At 46.7% G+C, this 20,101-nt stretch carries 17 protein-coding genes; 11 read left to right on the top strand and 6 right to left on the bottom strand.

Annotated elements, in window-relative coordinates:
* Positions 1-20: 20 nt before the first annotated feature.
* The 4 genes from DQN70_RS00265 to DQN70_RS00250 form a co-directional block, all read right to left on the bottom strand.
* Positions 21-1,154, bottom strand: coding sequence for a 4-phosphoerythronate dehydrogenase (locus DQN70_RS00265; protein ID WP_023939806.1), 1,134 nt, complete (start codon positions 1,152-1,154; stop codon positions 21-23).
* A gap of 49 nt (positions 1,155-1,203) precedes the next feature.
* The gene (locus DQN70_RS00260) at positions 1,204-1,683 is read right to left on the bottom strand and encodes an RNA-binding S4 domain-containing protein (protein ID WP_023939804.1); all 480 of its coding nucleotides are present in this window, start codon (positions 1,681-1,683) and stop codon (positions 1,204-1,206) included.
* 332 nt (positions 1,684-2,015) lie between these two features.
* On the bottom strand, positions 2,016-3,047 hold the full coding sequence (locus tag DQN70_RS00255; RefSeq protein ID WP_023935843.1) for a patatin-like phospholipase family protein: 1,032 nt from the start codon (positions 3,045-3,047) through the stop codon (positions 2,016-2,018).
* 259 nt (positions 3,048-3,306) lie between these two features.
* Entirely contained in the window at positions 3,307-4,077 is a 771-nt protein-coding gene (locus DQN70_RS00250) for a tRNA1(Val) (adenine(37)-N6)-methyltransferase (protein ID WP_023935847.1), read from the bottom strand.
* A gap of 707 nt (positions 4,078-4,784) precedes the next feature.
* Here DQN70_RS00250 and DQN70_RS00240 point away from each other — a divergent pair.
* The 10 genes from DQN70_RS00240 to DQN70_RS00195 all read left to right on the top strand — a co-directional run bounded on the left by DQN70_RS00240 (position 4,785) and on the right by DQN70_RS00195 (position 14,982).
* On the top strand, positions 4,785-5,273 hold the full coding sequence (locus DQN70_RS00240; RefSeq protein WP_023935849.1) for a ferritin: 489 nt from the start codon (positions 4,785-4,787) through the stop codon (positions 5,271-5,273).
* 319 nt (positions 5,274-5,592) lie between these two features.
* Positions 5,593-7,089, top strand: a complete 1,497-nt coding sequence (locus DQN70_RS00235) for a Do family serine endopeptidase (RefSeq protein WP_023935851.1) — start codon at positions 5,593-5,595, stop codon at positions 7,087-7,089.
* Positions 7,090-7,291: 202 nt separating this feature from the next.
* The gene (locus DQN70_RS00230; protein WP_023935854.1) at positions 7,292-8,155 is read left to right on the top strand and encodes a sigma-70 family RNA polymerase sigma factor; all 864 of its coding nucleotides are present in this window, start codon (positions 7,292-7,294) and stop codon (positions 8,153-8,155) included.
* Between the two features lie 308 nt (positions 8,156-8,463).
* On the top strand, positions 8,464-9,483 hold the full coding sequence (locus tag DQN70_RS00225) for an NAD-dependent epimerase/dehydratase family protein (protein ID WP_023939798.1): 1,020 nt from the start codon (positions 8,464-8,466) through the stop codon (positions 9,481-9,483).
* A 60-nt stretch (positions 9,484-9,543) separates the two neighbouring features.
* Positions 9,544-10,149 (top strand): ribosome biogenesis GTP-binding protein YihA/YsxC, encoded by a 606-nt coding sequence (gene yihA / locus DQN70_RS00220; protein WP_023935857.1) that lies wholly within the window; start codon positions 9,544-9,546, stop codon positions 10,147-10,149.
* Positions 10,149-11,195 carry a UDP-glucose 4-epimerase GalE gene (gene galE / locus DQN70_RS00215; RefSeq protein WP_023939796.1) on the top strand — a complete coding sequence of 349 codons (1,047 nt, stop codon included), beginning with the start codon at positions 10,149-10,151 and terminating at the stop codon, positions 11,193-11,195. The genes yihA and galE overlap by 1 nt, the downstream gene beginning before the upstream one ends.
* A 13-nt stretch (positions 11,196-11,208) precedes the next feature.
* A complete protein-coding gene (locus DQN70_RS00210) occupies positions 11,209-12,168 on the top strand; it encodes a PspC domain-containing protein (RefSeq protein WP_023935859.1) in 960 nt (319 codons plus the stop codon).
* Positions 12,169-12,449: 281 nt separating this feature from the next.
* The gene (gene cdd / locus DQN70_RS00205; protein WP_231968832.1) at positions 12,450-12,869 is read left to right on the top strand and encodes a cytidine deaminase; all 420 of its coding nucleotides are present in this window, start codon (positions 12,450-12,452) and stop codon (positions 12,867-12,869) included.
* A 171-nt stretch (positions 12,870-13,040) separates the two neighbouring features.
* Positions 13,041-13,700 (top strand): fructose-6-phosphate aldolase, encoded by a 660-nt coding sequence (fsa, locus tag DQN70_RS00200; RefSeq protein ID WP_023935862.1) that lies wholly within the window; start codon positions 13,041-13,043, stop codon positions 13,698-13,700.
* A 10-nt stretch (positions 13,701-13,710) separates the two neighbouring features.
* Entirely contained in the window at positions 13,711-14,982 is a 1,272-nt protein-coding gene (locus DQN70_RS00195; protein ID WP_023939793.1) for an exo-beta-N-acetylmuramidase NamZ family protein, read from the top strand.
* Between the two features lie 94 nt (positions 14,983-15,076).
* Here the strand turns inward: DQN70_RS00195 and DQN70_RS00190 are convergent, their stop codons facing one another.
* Together DQN70_RS00190 and DQN70_RS00185 are read right to left on the bottom strand one after the other, a co-directional pair.
* Entirely contained in the window at positions 15,077-16,630 is a 1,554-nt protein-coding gene (locus DQN70_RS00190; protein ID WP_023935864.1) for a hypothetical protein, read from the bottom strand.
* Positions 16,631-16,715: 85 nt separating this feature from the next.
* On the bottom strand, positions 16,716-18,119 hold the full coding sequence (locus DQN70_RS00185) for a DEAD/DEAH box helicase (protein WP_023935865.1): 1,404 nt from the start codon (positions 18,117-18,119) through the stop codon (positions 16,716-16,718).
* A gap of 571 nt (positions 18,120-18,690) precedes the next feature.
* On the opposite strand from DQN70_RS00185, the gene DQN70_RS00175 reads away from it, so the two are divergent.
* Positions 18,691-20,055 carry a DUF6242 domain-containing protein gene (locus tag DQN70_RS00175; RefSeq protein ID WP_023939785.1) on the top strand — a complete coding sequence of 455 codons (1,365 nt, stop codon included), beginning with the start codon at positions 18,691-18,693 and terminating at the stop codon, positions 20,053-20,055.
* Positions 20,056-20,101: the final 46 nt, after the last annotated feature.

The raw sequence follows: 20,101 nt of genomic DNA, 5'->3' as shown, positions 1-20,101 counted from the left end.
TTGTTGTCTGGCTATCCTTCTTAGCTCAGTTGGAATCCTATCTTTCGTAAAATCTCTCTTATACCTGCCTCTCCACCACGGATGTGATAAGCCTGTGGCTCTCGAGGATAAATATAGCTCTTGCGCATCTGCTCGAACTGCTCCGGCATTTTTCGCAAAGCGCAGTCGGTGCGTTCCGTGTCGAGTGTATGCAAAATAGCTCTGTACACAAGTTCGGATTGAGGAACACTCTGGCTCCAAAGATCAAGATCTATCACGGAATTTTGGGGTGCTGGTGGTTGCATACTTTCTTTGGCAGGAAAAGAAACACCAAAAAAGTCAGCTATTGCTTCGAGACAAAGACGTGCTCCGTTGCTTTTCCCATCTGCGGAAAAGCCGGCAATATGGGGGGTAGCAATGTTGCAGAGCTGTACCAGCTCGCGGTCTATTTGTGGTTCCCCTTCCCAACAATCACATACTAAACCGGAGATTTGACCATTGTGGATAGCTCTGATCAAAGCAGGGGTGTCACAGATCCCCCCTCTGGCTGCATTGATGAGGAGAGGATTCTGCTCCAGATGATCCAGGAAAGGAGTGTTTACTAAATGGTGAGTAGGGTGGGTCGTTTGTTTTGTGAGAGGGGTGTGTAGGGTAATAATGTGGCTCTCTGCCCAAATCTGTTCGATAGAGGCAAATCCTTGGGCCCCTTCTTGCTCAGCTCTGGGTGGGTCGTTGCGCAGAACACGCATTCCCAAGGCCGAGCAAAGTCGGTCCACCTCTTTGCCAACATGTCCGACCCCTATGATGCCTATTGTTCGCCCAGAAAGCTCCGACAAATGCCCCTTTAGAATCAGAGAGGATAAAACCGAAATTACGTACTGAGCAACCGCTGAGGCATTGCAGCCGGCTGCCGTACGCCAAGCAATGTTGGCTCTACGACAATAGTCGACGTCTATGTGGTCGTAACCGGCAGTGGCCGTGCAAATCAGTTTTACTGCACTCCCCCGGAGCAGCTCCTCTGTACAACGGGTCACTGAGCGCACTATCAGCGCATCGGCTCCGGCAATGTTTTCAGGGGAGAAATCCTCGTTGGGGAGGTAATGAACATCCCCGAGCTTTTCTGCCACCCCACGGAGGTAAGGCACGGAAGCCTCTGCCACAATTTGTAATCCCATGTCTCTACTATTACGTAAGAACTATAGTCTTGAAATTTTGATTGGATATTTATTCGTCGAACAAATCATCTTCGTCCCAATCGAAATCCGTTGTGCCGGTAAGTTCCTTTGCGTCTTCTGCTGCCAGATAGTTGAACTGGCTCTCTCCGCTTAGGAAGTTTTGCCCGAATTGTTCCAGTTCGCGTCTGTCTCGTTTGGTTGGCCTACCTAACCCCTTGGCTCGATCCACAAACCCGGAAATCTTGTTCATCTCCAGAATTTCATATTCAGACGCCGGTGTAACGTTGCGCATATAATCGGGAACCAGTTTTGCTCCCATGCGGTTGGTGCTAAGTCCCAATACCTCGAAGCTGTAAGTGACCGGAGGTTTGCGCACGGCAACGACATCGCCTATTTTTACATTACGCCCCGGCTTGGCCAATTGTCCTCCGATTGTCACACGCCCCATCTTGCAAGCTTGGGTGGCTATGCTGCGAGTTTTGAATATTCGCACGGCCCACAGCCATTTATCTATACGTACTTCTTCCATTAGGCAAAATCATGTAGCATACTCCGAAAACGATCGGATCATCGGCAAAGGTAATAAGAGACGCTGCATGGACTTCAAAGAAAGTTGGTTTTTAGGGCGACTCTTTGGGAGAGGTATGAGCCTGAGCCTTTAGATGTCGATAACAGTACAATGGGTGCAGTATAATGCCACTTCCTCAATCCGAAAGAAATGTTCCCGAGATGATCTGAAAAAAAGAACTACAAGTTCATTCTCAAGGAAAAGAATGGCTATCTCTCCCTTACATATGTTATAAGGAACGAAAGAGAGACAGCCTTCTTTGCATTGAGATCTTGAGAAATCCGAAGAAAATTTTAGCGATTGGCCTTCTTCTCGGAGTTGTTATACCACTCGAAATACTGTTTAGTATGGTTCCTCCCGGATTCCAACAGGGCTCTTTTGATATCGTCTCCGATATGGAAATCCGTTGATTTGACGCCAAGAGTATCGATATAAATTGTCCGTTGCCAATCATCGCTGTGCAGATGGGTATTATCCTGTACGCTGATAAGAGTCTTGATCAGAGAAAAAGTGTAATCCCAGAAATTCTCTATTCGCCTTATAGGAGCTTCGGACTGATCGCGAAAAGAAGCTATCTCCTCCTTTGAATCGAGCCTGAAACCTAACGTCTGTTTGTTATACACGTAGTCAGTTATCTTCCGGCTTTTGAGTCTGATACTCCGATTGATCTCCTCGTAATAATCTGTCCGTCTCCAATCAGAGGTTACGTATTTGCGTCTGTCGAAGATTTTCACTGGATAGTTGTCTAGTACCCCTCCATCTACATATAAGTCACCACGAAAATTCCGTTTGGCAGAGAAGAACAGAGGTATGGACATCGATATACGGGCTGCATCAGCTATGCAGAAACGAGGAGAATGCTCATGGGAGAATACCTCGGAATAGCCAGTAGATAGATTGGTGCCCACCAAATAGATCTCTTTGGTGTTGAGACCACACGATGAGTGTTTCAAGTCATCGAATGTTGCCTCTGTGTTTCCCAGCTTGCGGGCTATAAGGTCTGCGATCCATGAACGAAAGAAATCCCCCTTATACCAACCATATTCATTCAATAAACGATGACAGTCCTGAATTAAGCCCCAAGAGTCATCAAGGAATTTTTTGAAGTCCAACCCCCACACAATCTCTTTGACTTCTTCCAGAGTATAGCCCACCCCCAAGAGTACTGCCATAATCGCTCCGGCCGATGTTCCGGCCACTCTCTTGATATTTGGGTATATCTGTTCCTGTTCCAATACTTCCAGAGCTCCCACGTAGGCAAGCCCTTTCATCCCACCTCCCTCGAAAACGAGATTTTGAAAGAAATAACTTTTTTGTTCTGCCATGGTCGTTACCTCCTTTATTCTATTATATAGATAATATGAAACCGAAAGAGTCCTTTGGAGATACTGTCTACACGCAAAGCTCCCCTCTCTTCGCTCTCCTGGCAAAAGGAAGCCGGAGACTACGCTTTGGAGTCATAATGAAATCGAGTCGGGCAAATCCCCCCCTCTCTCCCCTGATGATGGTTTCTCAGAGAACTCCTGACGGTTGTAGCGTGAGCCAAGGTAGCAATAGTGTTTGATTTTGCAAATCTCTGCCATATCAATCGGTTGTATTAAAATGCTCGGGCAGATAGTATTCTCTTGTTAGAGCTATATATTGGGGATGATAGCACCCATCTCTGTTCCGTATGACAAGAGACTCGATATAAGGAGATGGAAGAGGCTCTTTGTTGATACGTAGATTTTGCCACAGGCTCAAAGTTCGTTTGGCTGCCTTTCCTTCAACCGTGTGAATATGGCAAAGGCGTACCAATCCCAACCGCTCCGAGGTGGCACATAGTCGTAGCTGCTCCATTCTGTCAGTGGGGCACACGATACCGACCAATCCTTTTGCTGACAAGAGAGGGCCTACAGAATGTAGTAGTTGTGCCAAGGTGAAACCTTCTCCCTGATGTCGAGCCAGATTACGAGTTGTCTGTGCAGACTTCAGGCTATTTGAGAAGTATGGTGGGTTGCTTACGATCAGATCGTACGAATAATTGCTGAGCTCTGCAGGAAGAGAGATGATGTCCCCTTCGACGATTTTCACCCGATCGGCAAAGGGAGACAATTCGGCATTTCTTGTGGCAGTGAGAGAAGCTGCCGAGTCTATCTCCAGCCCATGTATCTGTGCAGTAGGTAGAGCTTGAGCCAACATCATACCGATAAGTCCCGATCCGCAGCCAACGTCAAGTATGCTGGTCAAGGACTCAGAGACATGACGGCCGACCCATGCACCCAGTAAGACGCCATCTGTGCCAATTCGCATAGCGCAGTTGCTCTGAGAGAGAGCAAAGCGACGGAAGCAAAACACATCTTCGCTTGTTTTCATGTAGCAAAGCTAAGTGATAAGAGGTATATCAAACCCTCGGATGTTGGGAATGTACATGAGATCCTACAATCTCGTGTGTATTTGCAATCGGGTATGGTTCAGATAGGGGAAGAGGAACGAATACCGGGTTTGTTGCCCTCGGATCTAACTTTCACTGACTGTTTTGTTCTGTAAATTTCCATTCGCAGAGAAAAGCAAAAAAATAGAGAGAAAAGGGGCTGCTGTAGGTGAGCAAATACAACCCTTCTTATAGGCTTTTTGTCGCCCTTCCAGAATGTCGATGAATAGGGCGTTTCAGGAAGGTCGAAATTCTCTCCTGAGAAAAATTTTGCTCTCTCCTGTGTTAGCGAAAATTCTCTCAGGAGAGAATTTTTGTTTTCTCCCGTGTCAGCAAAGAGTGCCTCCTATGAGCTTCAAAAAAGAGAGGAAAAATACTGCCAAAATGACCCCGATTCGAGTAGAAATAGCTCGGTAGAAAGAAAATATAATAATATATAGATAAACATTCTAATGCGTTTTTTATGTATTTCAAAGGGGTGGCTCGAGAGTTTGAGATCGTAGGATAGGGGCTCCTGCCATTGGTTTTTCTTTTCCTTGGAACTTTGAACTTTTCGCTCAAGTCGTTTGTTCCGGAAACAAAGCAAATTGAGTAATAAAATCAGGCCGTCGGCTTGTCCGTCGGTGAAAAATTAGAAGAATATCGACTTATGAGAATTTCAGAAAACGTTTGTCGTGCCATCAACGACCAGATCAATGCCGAAATGTGGTCTTCCAACCTTTACTTGTCCATGTCTATGCACTTCAAGAACGAAGGTTACAATGGTTTTGCCAAGTGGCTTTTTGCCCAAAGCCGTGAGGAATTGGAGCATGCCTACGAAATGGCAGACTACCTTAACAAAAGAGGAGGAAAGGTAGAGATCGGAGCTATTGCTGAAGTACCTGTGAAGTTTGGGACTCCCTTGGACGTTTTCGAGCAGGTCTATGAGCATGAATGCCATGTGACACAGTTGATCGAAGGGGTTGTTCGTGTAGCCAGTGAAGCTCGTGATATGGCCAGTCAGGACTTTTTCTGGAAGTTTATCCGTGAGCAGGTGGAAGAAGAAGATACCGCAGCCGGGATCGTGAACGACATTAGATTGGCCGGAGGCGTACATCTGACACTTATTGATCAGGCATTGGGCACTCGTCAGGCATAAGCGTGAAAAAACTCTACAGACAGCAGTCGCCCGGCTGTTGCTGATTCTATTCCCTTTCGGGTTTAGCGGGACAGACACACCGGTCTCTGGCACAAGGCTGTGAGGGATGGTGTGTCTGTGCTTTTTTGTCCTGATTTTTCGCTTCTCGTGGGCTCATTCTCCGAAATGAATGGCCAGGCCTGTCTCTGGCCTACAGCTGGAATATAATAAGAGGAGAAGGAGTGGCGTTGTGTCTGTTGGCAGCTGTGAATGGCAGGGATTGTCATCTCTCGGTTGTCCTTTTTGGAAGTAAAACTCAAAATAATTGTAAGAAGTAAAGATGAAGAAGTATTGGAAGTATGCAGTTCTTTCGCTCTCTGTGGTAGCCTTGAGTGCCACCACTACAGTCGTTACTCATCGGGTGCTTTCCTCCGATACAGCAGGAGAAGATATTCCTACTGAAGAAGTTTACGGATTCAAGCAGGCTCGGTACAGGCAGGTGGCCGAAGGTATCGGTGGATTACCCGACCTTACAGCCGCAGCCGAATCTTCGGTTCATGCTGTGGTGCATATCAAGATAGAGGGGCGTCAGCAAGTCGATCAACAATATGTCGATCCGTTTGAATTTTTCTTCGGAGGAGGAAGTCGCAGTTTTCAGCGTCCACAGACACGGCCGGTCGTAGGATATGGCTCAGGTGTAATCATAAGTACAGATGGTTATATCATTACGAACAACCACGTGATAGAGAAGGCTAATGAAATTACGGTTCGTTTGAATGATAACCGCTCTTTCAAGGCTAAACTGGTGGGAAGTGATCCTGCCACCGATATTGCTTTGATCAAAGTAGAGGCCAAAAATTTGCCCACAATACCTTTTGGTAATTCGGATGATTTGCGTTTAGGAGAGTGGGTCCTTGCTGTTGGTAATCCCTTCAATTTGACTTCCACAGTCACAGCCGGTATTGTCAGTGCCAAAGCTCGGTCTACTATCGCCCAAGGGTCGCGCTTGCAGGTAGAATCTTTTATTCAAACCGATGCGGCTGTCAATCCTGGTAATAGTGGCGGTGCCTTGGTAAATGGAAAAGGGGAATTGGTTGGTATCAATACGATGTTGTATTCGCAGACAGGTAATTATGCTGGTTACTCTTTCGCTGTGCCTATCAGCATAGCCTCTAAGGTTGTTGCCGATCTCAAAGAATATGGGACTGTGCAGCGTGCCGTGATGGGTATCCAGTGCTCCGATATAGAAGAGTCCTTGACTGAGAAGTACAACCTGAAAGTACACAACGGAGCCGTCGTTGTAGGTTTTGCCGATGTCAGTTCGGCTCTGGCTGCCGGAATAAAAGAGGGTGACGTCATCACCTCGATAGGTGGGCAGAAAGTTGTGAATATGGCTTCTATGCTTGATTTGTTGGCTCGTCACCGCCCGGGAGATAAAGTCGAGATCGGAGTGAACCGGGGAGGCTCTGTCAAGAAGATGTTCGTGACACTCAAGAATACTCAAGGAGGAGTCAATATTCTCAAACCACAGGATATTGATGTGCTTGGAGCTTCTTTTGAGCAAATCGATGAAGAGACGCGTATCAGTTATGGGATTTCTTATGGTATTCGGGTGGAGAATTTGAGTGCCGGTAAGATGCGTCAAGTCGGAGTTCGTCCCGGCTATATCCTTCTTTCGATCAACAATGAACCGATGCGTAGCCCGGAGGATGTCAGACGTATCGTATCGGAAGTCTCCAATAGCAAAGGGCGGGATAGAACTCTCGTGATAAAGGGTTTCTATCCTTCCGAAGGGAATATAAAGTACTATACCATAGAACTCGACAAAAAGCCCTGATGAGAAAAAAGTCGTACCTTTGCCCGCCGGCGCACATTGTGGTGCCGGCGGATGAGGGTTCGGCCATGCTGGCACACTTCTCCCTTATTTGGTTATTTGGCTCTGATCGGTAAAATCGGCTGTGGCTTCGGCTGCACGTGCATATTAGAGCTCCTTTGGGAGAGTTTTAGTCGTAACAAGTAGATACAAGTATAGAGGATAGATGAGGCAGTTAAAGATATCGAAGTCCATTACCAACCGTGAGAGTGCATCTCTGGACAAGTATTTGCAGGAAATAGGCCGTGAGGAGCTTATTTCAGTGGAAGAAGAGGTGGAGTTGGCTCAAGCGATCAGACGAGGAGATCGCCGAGCTCTCGAAAAACTCACCAGGGCCAATCTGCGCTTTGTGGTTTCCGTAGCCAAGCAGTATCAGAATCAAGGATTGAGCCTGCCCGACTTGATCAACGAGGGTAATCTCGGGTTGATCAAAGCTGCCGAAAAATTCGATGAGACGCGCGGGTTTAAGTTCATATCCTATGCTGTGTGGTGGATTCGTCAGTCCATATTGCAGGCTTTGGCCGAGCAGTCGCGTATTGTGCGCCTGCCATTGAACCAGGTTGGTACGCTCAATAAGATTACCAAGGCTCTTCAACGTTTTGAGCAGGAGAATGAACGACGTCCTTCCTCTTCCGAGCTGGCCAAGGAATTAGATTTGCCCGAGGATAAAATTACCGATACGTTGAAAGTCTCCGGCCGCCACATTTCTGTGGATGCTCCTTTCGTGGAGGGAGAAGACAACAGCTTGCTTGATGTTTTGGTCAATGATGATACGCCCAATACGGATACCTCTCTGATGAATGAGTCCTTGGCGCAGGAGATAGATCGTGCGCTCTCTACGCTTACCGAACGTGAAGCCGAAATCGTAAAACTGTTCTTTGGAATTGGGGAAAGGCAGGAGATGACACTCGAAGAGATAGGTGATACCTTTGGTCTGACTCGTGAGCGTGTGCGTCAAATCAAGGAAAAAGCAATTCGTAGACTGAGACAAAGTAACCGTTGTAAATTACTCAAGGGATATTTGGGTTAAGGCTTTTTGCTCTCTCTTTTTTAGTGATATTTTTTGTGTCCGCCGTTTTCTTCAGAAAGGAGAAGCGGCGGCTTTTTTATTTTGCCCGACTCCGATGAATGATGTAGCAATCATGAAGAAACCTTTGTGCGGACTCCAAAATGGCAATTAAAACTTGTCATTTTGTTGACTTTGCAGAACAGGGTAATCTGGGGCATTGAGACTGGAAGTGCTTGTAGTACATGGTCAAGCCTGAATATCGTCGAAAATAATACAGCGCGAGCCGTGTTGTGCGGTAGCCTCTCATTTGGCTATCTTCGTCCAAGATTATGGAACAGCAGATACGGAAGCGTTTGCTCATCACGGGAGCTTCGGGCTTTATTGGTGGATATTTGGTGGAGGAAGCCCTCAAACAGGGTTTTGAGGTCTGGGCAGCAGTGCGCACTCACAGCTCGAGATCGAGACTTACAGATCCTCGTATTCGATTTGTGGAGGTGGATTACAGCTCCAGCGATGCCATACGGAACTTCGCCAATCGATTGGCTCCTCCGGGAGAGCCGGCTTGGCATTACGTGATTCACAATGCCGGTGTCACGAAGACAGCCAAACGATCTGTTTTTTATGAAGTGAATGCCCTGCAAACGCACTGTTTGGTAGAGGGATTGTCCACCGCCGAATGCCGGCCTGAACGTTTTGTGCTGATGAGTAGCTTGGGAACCTATGGCCCACCCATCGTCTCTGGACATCCTACCAAAGAAAGCGATAGACAGCAGCCTAACACTGATTATGGCAAATCCAAGCTGTTGGGGGAACGGTATGTATTACAAGGAGGCATCCCTTATTCTATCATGCACTTGACCGGTGTTTATGGTCCCGGAGACAGAGATTATCTGATGGCTATACAGGCTATTAATAAGGGGTGGGACCTGACGGCCGGGTTGAGTAAGCAGATTTTGACCTTCGTCTATGCTTCTGATGTGGCGGAAGCCACTCTCTTTGTTCTGACCAATCCGCGAGCCGAAGGGAAACGCTACATGCTTACCGATGGTGGTGTATATACCGATGCCGAATTTGGCCGTTTGGTACAGTCTCTCTTGGGTAAATCTCGGGTCTTTCATTTGGGCATTCCTCTTCCGTTTGTTTTTCTGGCCTGCTTTGTCGGGGAGTGTGTTGGTCGTCTTTGTGGGAAGATCACACCGCTCAATCTGGACAAATATCGGATCTTCAGGCAGAGGTCCTGGCTTTGCGATGATACTCCGATACGGCAATTGGGCTTTACTCCCAAGGTGGGATTGACAGAGGGGCTCAGGCGTACCATAGAGGAGGCTCGCTCCCAAGGACTCCTTTAGAGAAAGGTTCATGTTGGCTATTGCCTTTATCTTTGCACCTACATATTTTATCTCAAGATTATGGAAATCAAATCAGCGACTTTCGTAATAAGCAACAGTGATGTGAGCAAATGCCCGCAGGGAGATTTGCCGGAGTACGCTTTCATCGGTCGCTCCAATGTGGGGAAGTCCTCTCTCATCAATATGCTTGTTAGGCAGAAACAGCTGGCCAATACTTCGCAGAAGCCCGGTAAAACCTTGCTCATTAATCATTTTCTTATCAATAATTCGTGGTATCTCGTAGATTTGCCTGGTTATGGCTATGCCCAGCGTTCCAAACAGCAACGTGAGGAGCTGGGGCGGATTATAGGAAGTTATATTGCCAAGAGAGAGCAGCTTGTAAATCTCTTTATCCTGATAGACATACGGCACGAGGCACAGGCAATAGATTTGGAGTTTATCAATAAGATGGGGCAGGCTGGCGTCCCCTTTGCAATTGTTTTTACCAAGAGTGACAAGCTGAGCCGAGGTAAAGCCGAAGAAATGGTTGGCAAGTATAAGCAACGCCTATCGGAAGACTGGGAGGAGTTACCTCCTATTTTTGTAACCTCCTCTGCCAAAGCTGATGGGCGTGCCGAACTGCTAAGCTACATAGATAAACTCAATCGAGATATATCCAAGCAGTAATGAAACAGTCTCAACACAAGAAGATATTGGTTGCCGGAGGGCTTGGTTATATAGGGTCGCATACTACTGTCACCCTGGCTCTGGCCGGCTATGAGCCGATTGTGGTAGACAATCTGGCTAATAGTGATTTGTCTGTCCTCGACGGGTTGCAACAAATACTGGGTTATCGTCCTGTTTTTTATGAGCAAGATTGCAGGGATGGGGTAGCTCTTGATCGGATATTTGCCACAGAGGGAACTATTGATGGTATTATCAATTTTGCTGCACATAAAGCCGTTGGCGAGTCCGTATTGCAACCTTTGCGTTATTATCGCAATAATATAGATGTTTTGTTGTCATTGCTCGAATTTTCCGATAGATGCGGTCTTCGTGCTTTTGTCTTTTCTTCGTCCTGTACCGTATATGGCGAGGCGGAAGTTCAGCCGGTAACGGAGAAGTCCCCTATTTTGCCCGCTACTTCTCCTTATGGCAATACCAAGCAGATTGCTGAGGAGATTATTCAGGATGTGGTGAAGGCCGGGACTTCGTATAAGGCGATATTGCTTCGTTATTTTAATCCCATAGGGGCTCACCCATCGGCTGCTATCGGAGAGTTACCCCAGGGAGTCCCACAGAATCTACTTCCCTATGTGTGTCAAACCGCAGCTGGGATACGCCCTCAGTTAAGCATTTTTGGGCGAGATTACAGTACTCCGGATGGAACCTGTATTAGAGATTACATTGACATAAATGATCTGGCTAAAGCTCATGTTGCCGCTATTGATCATCTGTTGTCGCCTGATTTGAGGGAAGAAGTTCCGCCTTGTGAAGCCTTTAATATAGGGACGGGACATGGTGTATCTGTGCTGGAATTGGTGAAAACTTTTGAACAGGTCAATAACCTTAAGCTTCGCTACGTTTTTGCCGATCGTAGAGCTGGGGATATAGAGCAGATTTGGGCGGATCCGTCCAAGGCTGCCAAAGTGCTGAGGTGGAGAGCCGAGACTCCTTTGGCTGAGACCTTGCGCTCAGCTTGGCTTTGGCAGCAGCGTATATTGCAACCATAAGTCTTTGTCGTCGATGAAGCGAGTTTATAGTGTAAGTCTTGCTGGGCAGATCTACCATATAGATTATGATGCCTATGATGTGGTGTCGTCCTTTATCGAATCTCGTGAAAAGGCTTTAGGCAAGGGAGCGGAGCTTGACGGGCTTTTTTCTTTGCTGGCTGGGAAATTTTCTGCTCAATTGCAGGAAAAAGCTTGCATAGTTGTGGATCGTTCCATGGCTATTGAGGCGATAAGGTTGTTAGATCATTCTTTCATTCCTCCTCGCGTAGATAATGATAAGCTCCACGAAAAAAAACATGTCTCATACCGACAGCCGATAAAGAGATATTATCGAGATCTTGAACATGGGCGGTTGTGTGGAGTGCTGAGTGGCTTGGCTATATACAAAGGGTGGAATGTAATTGCTCTGCGTGTTCTTGCTGTATCTCTTTTTGTCGGTTTTGCCTGGTTGTTAGGGGTTGGCTGGATTGTGCCACTCTCTTACTTGCTAGTCTGGATGATTGTCCCATCGGCAGTTACGGCTACTCAACGTCTGGAGTTGCGAGGACTGCCCCCTACGGAAGAGAACCTGTCTCATTCGATAGCCGAGTCGGCTGCGATCTCTTCTCCCAAGGAACATCCATTATCGAAGTTCTTGGGTTGTCTGTTCAAGTTGGCAATCCTCTCAGCTATGCTGTTTGCTGCCATTTCTTTCTTTCTCGTTTTGGGCAAACTTTTCTTAGACTGGGTGAATTGGCTTTTCTCCACTTCTGACTTCTGGGACGAGTCTTATGCTGCCGAGCAAATCCCTCTTTGGATGCCTATAGCAGCTTTGATTTTAGGCCTACTCTCCATTGCACTGCCTCTGTTTGCCATGCGTAAGCCTCATTCCTCTCGAAGGTTTTGGCTATTGCCTATTTGGATAACGACTTGGGCTGCTACGCTTACTATTTGTGTGCGCATGGCTATCCTGCTATTTGAAATTTTAGGATAGTCCTGAAAAGGAGACCATGGCCTGCAATTGGGGCTTATTTCGTATGTTTGCGAGGAGGCTTGAGTATGCTTTTCTCCTCTTGTCTTGTGAAGTCCACCCTTTCTTTACTCTCTTGGTGGAGTCGTTGCTGGGAAGAAAGAGAGATTGAGGGCAACACATAAAGGAAAAGCAGAGGTTTTCGAGCTGCGTCATGGCCTTTGGCTAAAGATTTAGTGTAGTAGAAAATGAAGTGTGAGCATAAGATATTGGAGATTCCCTATTCGATTGTTCGAAGAGAGGATATGAGTAACGAGTTACGCGCATTGGAGCAGGCTGCAGTGGCAGCAGCGGAGGATGCTTATGCCAAGTATAGCAACTTTCGGGTGGGAGCTGCCGTATTGCTTTCCAATGGAGAGATTGTGAGTGGAAGCAATCAGGAAAATTCGGCTTATCCTTCGGGGATTTGTGCCGAACGTACGGCTTTGTTTTATGCCGGAGCTAAGTATCCCAATGAAGCTGTAGAGAAGCTCTTGATAGTTGCTTTTTCTCCCCACGGTCGCGTGAGAGTAGCCAGCCCTTGTGGTGCATGTCGTCAGGTAATGTTGGAGACATCGGTGCGCTTTCATCCCTATCCGGTTTACTTGGCCGGCCCGGAGGAGGTGATTTGCATAGAGGATAACCGGGATGCTTTGCCATTTCCCTTTGATGGATCGGATCTCTGAGTACTCTTTGTGAGCCCTGGAGAGTCTTCTTCTTAGGAAGAAGAGGATGGGCGAAAGAAAATGACGAGGTAGTGAATTTTCATACCTTTGCGTGTCGCTCTTTGTGAGCTACTGATGCTTGTCAAGGGGCGTTTGTGGGAGATTAGGACATAATAAATTAGACATATAGCAATGAAGTTTTTTTTAGACACAGCCAATCTGGATCAAATCCGTGAGGCAAATGCAATGGGGGTGTTGGATGGAGTAACTACCAATCCTTCCTTGATGGCAAAAGAGGGTATCAGTGGAAAGGAGGCTTGTCACCGTCACTATGTGGAGATTTGCAACATAGTGGAAGGAGGTGACATTAGTGCCGAGGTGATCGCCACAGATTACGAAGGGATGCTGAAGGAGGGTCGTGAATTAGCTGCCCTGCACCCTCAGATCGTGATAAAGGTGCCTTGCACGGCTGATGGTATTAAGGCTGTGAAGCAACTCACGACAGAGGGTTATCGTACCAATTGTACACTGGTCTTTTCTGTAGGACAGGCTCTTTTGGCTGCCAAAGCTGGAGCTACTTATGTGTCTCCTTTTGTTGGTCGCTTGGACGATATTTCCGAGGATGGTATGCAGCTTGTTTCTGACATTGTGGAGATGTACAACTATTATGAGTTTAAGACAGAAGTTCTTGCAGCCAGCATTCGTCATACTCGTCATATCATTGATTGTCTGGAAGTTGGAGCCGATGTGGCTACTTGTCCATTGTCTGCGATTAAGGGCTTGCTCAAGCACCCTCTCACCGATATCGGGTTGGAAAAATTCATGGCTGATTACCGCTCTGTGAATAAGTAAATGCTGTGAAATGATCGATAAACCGGTCGGATTGTTGCTGCTTCTTTCTTTGTTGCTGTCCTGTGTCACCGGGCATTCCGGTTCTGGCCATTCGAACAATCCTTCCGCCCCCAATACTCTCCGGGTCGCATCTGCTAAGGATACGGCTCTGCTCTGTGGAGCTGAACGAATGGAGCTACTCCTTCCCCTGATCAAGGGCAAGCGAGTAGCCCTCTTTGTTAATCAAACTTCCGTTGTTGGTAGTGAGCGAAGACATTTGGTTGATACACTTCTCTCTCAGGGTGTACACCTGTCTAAGATATTTGTTCCCGAACATGGATTTCGCGGCACCGATGATGCCGGAGCCAAGGTCGCACATGAGAGAGATCCGAAGACGGGTTTGTATATCACTTCTCTTTATAGCTCTCGCAAGAAGCCTTCTCCAAAAGATTTGGCCGATGTAGATGTGATTGTCTTTGATATGCAGGATGTGGGAGCTCGTTTCTATACTTATATCAGTTCGATGCACTATGCCATGGAAGCAGCAGCAGAGGAGGGGAAGGAAATTGTAGTTTGTGATAGGCCCAACCCGAACGATTATGTGGATGGTCCTTTGCTTGAGTCCGATTGTCGCTCTTTCGTGGGAATGCACCCTATACCGGTGTTGCATGGACTTACAATGGGAGAATTGGCTATAATGATCAATTCCGAAGGGTGGTTGCAATCCGGCAAGAAATGTCGCTTGACGGTCATCCCTCTTTCAGGCTGGGAGCACGGGCAGCCTTACCAATTGCCTGTTTCCCCGAGTCCCAATCTGAAAACCGATGCAGCGGTCAGGCTTTATCCTTCGCTTTGCTTTTTTGAAGCAACGATCATGAGTGTAGGACGTGGCACAGATCGTCCTTTTGAGGTACTGGGCTATCCGGATAAACGGTTTGGCTCATATCGCTTCGTGCCACATCCGATGCAGGGTGCCTCCAAACCGCTCTATAGTGGACGAGCTTGTTATGGGGTAGACTTGTCTGCTCAAGGAGAGAGCAATGCCGCAGATTCTCTCTCTCCTTTGTTTGATAGGGGGCTGTCTCTGGCTCCTCTTATTCATTATTATCGACTGGCTCGCAAGCATGGGCTGAAACTCATTAACCGTCGTCGAACTTTTGAGCTGCTGGCAGGAAACAAACACTTGTCTCAACAACTTGAATCAGGACTTAGGGAGGAGGCCATTCGTGCGACTTGGCAGGAGGATCTCTCCCTGTACAGGAAATTGAGAAACCGCTATCTGCTTTATCCCGACAATCGCTAACCCTCTGCCAACTCAAGGTGTGAGGGTTTTCTTATTCCCGGCTGTCAGTTTTTAGTTTGTATCGATGGATATTGTTGTTTGGGCTTCAATCTTGTTAATGCAAGTGTAGCTGTCGCAGCGTTTGCATCACTATTTGGCGGAAGAAAGCCGAGAGCCCGATGAATATTACTCCCGTAATAAGGGTGACTGATCCTCCACGCCACAGAAATTCGGGTATGAATTGCCCCCAACTCTCTATTGGATAGCTTGGTATCATTACTTGATAGATCAAGACAATGGCGACTAAACTCATCAGTCGATTGTGTGTCAGCAGAAGCAAATAATGCCGGAGAGGGGTGTGCAATCCTTGTTGATACAGGAAATAGGGCTTCCACAGATAAACTATCACTATTTGGCTGATGATAATACCACTCCAGATACCGGCTATGCCGAACTGCATCCCCAACAGGATAGAGAGACCGAGATTGAGAGATAGTTCGACAAAAGGAGCCCACACATCCTGGTACAAACCATAGGCGGCCAGGAAATCATCGGTCGAACGATTGGAGGCATAGTAGATATATCCGAGAGAAATATAGAAAGTACCAGTGTCGAAAAGCATCTCCTTCCCAAGCCATAGCTCAATGAAAGAGGGCATAAAAATGAGCAGGATACCTACAACGGCTGTGGAAAAGAAATTGCGCAGACTATAGATACGACCAAAAAGGGAGGCCATGGACTCTGTCCCACTCGTTTGTTTCTTCTCTTCGACGATTTTGTGTCCCAGAGAACTGGTGAGAGCTCCGAACAGTATGCGTAGGGTGGCTGCTATGCTGGCGTACACCAGCAAATAGTTATTATAGACTGTGACAGCATAAGCTGCAGCCGTTACTCCAAAAAGTACCAGAGGGGAACCTTGGTCCAATACGACGGCTGCCAAACGGTGTACGATGAGCTGTTTAGTCCGGATGAGAATTTCGGGATATGTCTTTATAAGCTGCCCGAATTGCTTGCGGTCTACTCTTAGCCACGGGTAGCTTTTTCTTACAAAGTACTCTATGCTTACTGTTGTAGTTATATACCAGATCAGCTCTAAACTTAACCACCAGATATAACCATGTGACAGATAGATGATGCAGAGCGTTTGCAGTATGAGCTTTATAAAGCGGGGAATATGGATGCAGAGATTGGGGATGTAACCTTTCTGGTCGGAGATGAATACAACTTGTCTGTAATTGAAGTAATAACTCAGCAGTGTCCCTGAAAGAAGCACAAAGTAGGTCGCATAGGCATACCACAGAGGTAGGTCTACTTTTGCAAAGATCTTTGGGAAAAAGAAAAAGATAATGATGCTGGCAAGGAGGATAAATCGGGCAATCCAGCGGTAGAATACGGCTTGTATCGATACAATGTCGATTACTTCTTGTTTGTTTCCCTCGTAGAGCGGTTTGTAGAGAGCGTAGGCAATAGCGGATGCAAGTCCTAATTCAGAAGCATTCAGAAAGCCGAGGATATTTACTACAATGTTATTGAGCCCCAAGAGTTCTCCTCCGAGGTGCAGGATGAAGTAGCGACGGAAAATGAAGGTTGCCAAAACGGGGAGCAGGTAGCTCAGAATGCCTATGGAAGCATTCTTAATTGCTTTCTGCGAGCGGCTTTGTATCTCCATACCTGTCCCGAGTGTCGTTGCAATTGTTTGTCTGGTAGTCTTTTGTGCAGAGTGCTGTATGCAGGCGTGTGATACGCTGCTCCCATTATTGTTCTCTTGGGGTTTGTTTCTTGTTGGCCAACCTTTGTTTGTTGTGTTGTCGGAGGTGTTGCCCATCCTTTCTCCCTGAGGGTTTGGTATTCGCTTTCCGGTGTTCTGAAGGCTGTCTTTTCGAATCTCTTGCTTGAGACTTTTCGTCTCGTTTATATTCTTTCCGAGCAGAGTTTGTGTCCGGTTTTCTCACCCGATTTCCCCCATGTCCACGCCCGGAGGAGAAACGTCCTCTTTTTAGCTTGTTCGGCTCATATGCTGGTGTGGCTCCGATATGTGTCGGTATGGGTAGTTGATAGAGCTTTTTGCCCAAGAACTCTTCGATGCGACTAAACTCATATTGCTCGCTTTCTCCAACAAGGGTAATAGCCAAGCCGGACTCATTGTTTCGGGCAGTACGCCCGATGCGGTGTACATAGTCTTCGGGATCTCTGGGTATATCATAGTTGATTACCACAGTCACATTATCCACGTCTATTCCTCTTGCCACAATGTCGGTGGCGACCAATATGTCTATACTCCTGTTCTTAAAGTCTCGGATCACTTGCTCTCGTACACTTTGGTCAAGGTCTGAATGCATTGCTGTTGCATTGTATCGCCTTTGCTTGAGAGCTTGTGTCAGATCTTTGACTTTCTGTTTTGAGCTGGAAAAGATAATTGTGCGAGAGGGAGGTGTGGCAGCAAACAGATCGAGCAAAATGGGTAATTTCTGTTCGTCATAGCATATACAGCAGGTCTGTGTGATAGCTTCGGGCGGACGGCTGATAGCGATCTCTACTTGCTTCGGATTTTTTAGAATTCCGGCAGCCAGTTCTCTGATTTTCTTTGGCATGGTGGCCGAGAACATCAGTGTTTGGCAGGTTTTGGGCAATTGCTTGTAAACCTGCATGATGTCATCGTAGAAACCCATGTCGAGCATTCGGTCTGCCTCGTCCAATACAAAGAATGATACCTGGGAGAGATCGGCCGACTTCATATTGATATGTGATATCAACCTTCCCGGAGTGGCAATCAGCACATCGGCTCCCATCTCCATCCCTTTGCGTTGTTGCTCCCAAGCAATACCGTCTGTACCTCCATATATGGCTACAGCCGATACGGAGAGGAAGTAAGAGAAGGCCTCGATTTGTTGATCGATCTGTTGAGCTAATTCCCGAGTAGGAGCCATGATCACGGCATTGACAGCATCAGAAGGGTACTTCCCACTATTGAGTTCGCTAATGATCGGTAGTACATAGGCCGCTGTTTTGCCTGTTCCGGTCTGTGCACAAGCTATCAGATCATGTCCCTCCAATATGAGTGGGATAGTTGCTTCTTGTATAGGGGTTGCTTCGAAGAAGTTCATGGCATCCAGCCCGTCCAATACTTCGTCGCTTAAATCGAATTCGTCAAATCTCATTGGATTGCACATTTGGAAACAAATGTACTAAAAGGGCTTGGAGCAAAGGAATATGAGGGGATAAAAAGATTGGGGAATGTCTCCCGACATGCCCCAACCAACATTGTTAACCTTAAATTTAATACTATTATGAAAAAACCACGGAGCAAAGGTAAGAATAATTTTGTGATTACACAGATTGTCGATGAAAGGAAGTTTTGCTTCTTTATTCTCGTGTTGTAGTTGTTTTTCTGTCGTTTGCTTATTGGTTCTTGTTTTTTTGATTTCAAATTGTCTTTCGGAAAGCCCGCATTCATTCAATGATGATCTCTCACTCCTTTGCCAAAAAGCCCTTTTTTACAACTTGTCGGATGGAGGAGAACGAGAATATTTGCTTACAGTTATTTGTGACAAAGAACTTAGTAGTTTCTCTGATTCCGAGAAAAGAAGGCTAATAGAGTTTTGCGAAGTGTCTGTTGCCTAAATAGCTCTTGGATGAATACCCTCAATTGTTCGGATGTGAGCCGAATGGAGGACGATTAGGGATAAGAAGGAAAAAGTTACCTTTGCTACCTAATATATTTGTATCGTTATGAATCGTAGCAATATCAGCATATACTTGACAGCGGCCTGTCTGGCCTTGGTGTTTACTTTCATCAGCAGTGCCTGCAACAGGAATGATTCTGCGGTGGAGAAAGTAGATCTGACTAGCGTGCAAATCCATACATTGGTGATGCAGTCTAAAGACACTCCTGAATTGGGGAAAGTATTTTTTTCGATAGATCAGCGACAGGGTAAGATATACAATGCTATTCCCATTGCTTATAAAACGAGGATAGGTAAGGTCTTGCCATCTGTAGGAACCTTCAAACTCAATAAGCTTAGCTATGCGGTGGGAGATAATGCCGAGTGGGTCCCGTGGAGTGGGAAGGACTCCATCGCATTGAATGGAGCAGATCGTATCCGCTTTCAGGTAAAGGATCAGGCAGGAAAGATGACCAAGGAATATCAGGTGGAAATTCGTATCTATAGCTTCGATCCGAGGACAATCCTTTGGGAAGACTTGGGGACGAGTAGTCTATCCGTGAATTTGGCCTCTTCATATTACGCCATCCAGGAAAAGTCCGATGTAAGGATATATACCAATGAGGCTGATAAGGTTGTGATGTATTCCGGAAATTTGGGCAATCCAAAAGATTGGAAACGACAAGAGATGTCTTTGTCTGGGCAAGTAGTAGCCATGCAGCTCAATTCTCAGGGAACTCAGAGATTCATTCAGACTTCGGATGGAGAGCGAGATCGACTATATAAGTCTTCAGATGGTATTTTGTGGACCGAGGATTCTCCTGTTGGGCTCAATCGCTTTTCTTTCCTCGGCTGTGTGGAGGATGCCGGCAAGCCGTATATGGTGGCTTTGGCTTATATGGATGGCAATCTCAAACGAGCTGCGAGTTGGTCAGGGGGGGGGCTTAATTACCATGACCCCTTGCCAGAGGATTTTCCGATGGAACATTTGTGTATAGTTGCAGACAACAATTACCTCAAACCTGTAATTCGCCTATTGGGTGGCAAGTCAAAAGCATCTGCAGAAGGCCAGTATTGGCTCAGTACTAATGCTCAAGACTGGCTCAAACCGGGAGAGATAGCTGCATCCAATTTGCCTCTTTCTTCTTACCGAGCAGGGCAAATGGTAAGGAGTGACAAGCAGCTCTTTTTCTTCGGTACTTCGGAGCGCAGTGGCGAGGTTAGGAATACCGTTTACCATTCTTCTGACAGAGGCTATACGTGGAAAGCAGGGGTGGAGCAGTTGATGTTGCCTTCGGTTGCCAAACCCTATGAAATTTGTTTTGCCTTTTCTGACGAACAGAATTACATCTATCTCGGGGTAGCCACTAAAGGTGAGGGCGCAGACACCAATGTAAGACTCTTTCGAGGGCGTCTGAAGTTGTATCTCTGATACTACGAGTCAGACAAATCTTTACAAAATGCACATCTCTTAGAAA

The sequence above is a fragment of the Porphyromonas crevioricanis genome, from assembly GCF_900476255.1.
Classification (GTDB): Bacteria; Bacteroidota; Bacteroidia; order Bacteroidales; family Porphyromonadaceae; genus Porphyromonas; species Porphyromonas crevioricanis.
Note: the sequence above shows the minus strand (reverse complement) of the source record. Positions and strands in the feature narration are given on the sequence as shown.

Bases quoted from the DNA above. Each gene is read 5' to 3' on its own strand.
- DQN70_RS00265 (WP_023939806.1), bottom strand. From the start codon at position 1,154: ATGGGATTACAAATTGTGGCAGAGGCTTCCGTGCCTTACCTCCGTGGG.
- DQN70_RS00260 (WP_023939804.1), bottom strand. From the start codon at position 1,683: ATGGAAGAAGTACGTATAGATAAATGGCTGTGGGCCGTGCGAATATTC.
- DQN70_RS00255 (WP_023935843.1), bottom strand. From the start codon at position 3,047: ATGGCAGAACAAAAAAGTTATTTCTTTCAAAATCTCGTTTTCGAGGGA.
- DQN70_RS00250 (WP_023935847.1), bottom strand. From the start codon at position 4,077: ATGAAAACAAGCGAAGATGTGTTTTGCTTCCGTCGCTTTGCTCTCTCT.
- DQN70_RS00240 (WP_023935849.1), top strand. From the start codon at position 4,785: ATGAGAATTTCAGAAAACGTTTGTCGTGCCATCAACGACCAGATCAAT.
- DQN70_RS00235 (WP_023935851.1), top strand. From the start codon at position 5,593: ATGAAGAAGTATTGGAAGTATGCAGTTCTTTCGCTCTCTGTGGTAGCC.
- DQN70_RS00230 (WP_023935854.1), top strand. From the start codon at position 7,292: ATGAGGCAGTTAAAGATATCGAAGTCCATTACCAACCGTGAGAGTGCA.
- DQN70_RS00225 (WP_023939798.1), top strand. From the start codon at position 8,464: ATGGAACAGCAGATACGGAAGCGTTTGCTCATCACGGGAGCTTCGGGC.
- yihA (WP_023935857.1), top strand. From the start codon at position 9,544: ATGGAAATCAAATCAGCGACTTTCGTAATAAGCAACAGTGATGTGAGC.
- galE (WP_023939796.1), top strand. From the start codon at position 10,149: ATGAAACAGTCTCAACACAAGAAGATATTGGTTGCCGGAGGGCTTGGT.
- DQN70_RS00210 (WP_023935859.1), top strand. From the start codon at position 11,209: ATGAAGCGAGTTTATAGTGTAAGTCTTGCTGGGCAGATCTACCATATA.
- cdd (WP_231968832.1), top strand. From the start codon at position 12,450: ATGAGTAACGAGTTACGCGCATTGGAGCAGGCTGCAGTGGCAGCAGCG.
- fsa (WP_023935862.1), top strand. From the start codon at position 13,041: ATGAAGTTTTTTTTAGACACAGCCAATCTGGATCAAATCCGTGAGGCA.
- DQN70_RS00195 (WP_023939793.1), top strand. From the start codon at position 13,711: ATGATCGATAAACCGGTCGGATTGTTGCTGCTTCTTTCTTTGTTGCTG.
- DQN70_RS00190 (WP_023935864.1), bottom strand. From the start codon at position 16,630: ATGGAGATACAAAGCCGCTCGCAGAAAGCAATTAAGAATGCTTCCATA.
- DQN70_RS00185 (WP_023935865.1), bottom strand. From the start codon at position 18,119: ATGAGATTTGACGAATTCGATTTAAGCGACGAAGTATTGGACGGGCTG.
- DQN70_RS00175 (WP_023939785.1), top strand. From the start codon at position 18,691: ATGAATCGTAGCAATATCAGCATATACTTGACAGCGGCCTGTCTGGCC.